The sequence below is a fragment of the Streptomyces sp. RP5T genome (genome assembly GCF_003933965.1).
Classification (GTDB): Bacteria; Actinomycetota; Actinomycetes; order Streptomycetales; family Streptomycetaceae; genus Streptomyces.
In genome coordinates, this window is sequence record NZ_RSAJ01001184.1 from 1 (window position 1) to 887 (window position 887).

Below are 887 nucleotides of genomic sequence, written 5' to 3' on the forward strand. Positions count from 1 at the left end.
AGAGGTCCTAACAAAGGCGTTGGACGTGCCGGTGGGTGATGAGACAGGTGGCGAGGCCGAGGAAGGCCTCGTGGATGTCGTCGCGTCGCTCCCAGCGGATCCGCAGTCGTCGGAAGCCGTGCAGCCAGGCGATCGTGCGCTCTACCACCCAGCGGAAAATGCCCAGGCCGGAGCCGTGTTCCACGCCTCGTTCGGCGATGACCGGGCGGATGCCGCGCTGCCAGAGCAGGCGGCGGTACTTGTCGTGGTCGTAGGCGCGGTCGGCGAGCAGGGCATCGGGGCGGCGTCTGGGTCGACCGACGACGCCTGCTACGGCCGGGATCTTGTCGATCAGGGGCAGGAGCTGTGTGACGTCGTTGCGGTTTCCGCCGGTCAGCGACACCGCGAGCGGGATGCCCTGGGCGTCGGTGACGACGTGGTGCTTGCTGCCCGGCCGTGCGCGGTCGACCGGGCTGGGTCCGCTTTTGGGCCTCGCCGAGCGGCCCGCACGTGGGAGGAGTCGATCACCGCCCGGGACCAGTCCAGCTGCTTCGCGGCCCGCAGCTTTCTCAGCAGCACCAGGTGTAGTTCGTCCCACACGCCGGCTTCGTTCCATGCGGCCAGGCGCCGCCAGCACGTCATACCCGAGCCGAAGCCCAGCTCCTGGGGCAGGTACTCCCACTGGATGCCGGTATGCAGCACGAACAGGATCCCGCACAATGCCTGCCGGTCTGGCACCCGCGGCCTGCCCTCGACCAGCTTCGGTGCCGGCTCGGGCAGCAACGGCTCGATCAGCGACCACAGTTCATCCGACACGATCCACGGCCGCGACTGACGTTTCCCCACGACCAGACCAACGACCACCAAGACTGAAAGTCACATGATCAACAACTTCTGTTAGGACCCCT

Annotated in this window: 1 pseudogene; it reads right to left on the reverse strand. The window is 67.4% G+C overall.

Features of this window, described 5'->3' with window-relative positions:
- Positions 1-7: 7 nt before the first annotated feature.
- Positions 8-843 (reverse strand): annotated as a pseudogene (locus EHS43_RS45270) (IS5 family transposase).
- Positions 844-887: the final 44 nt, after the last annotated feature.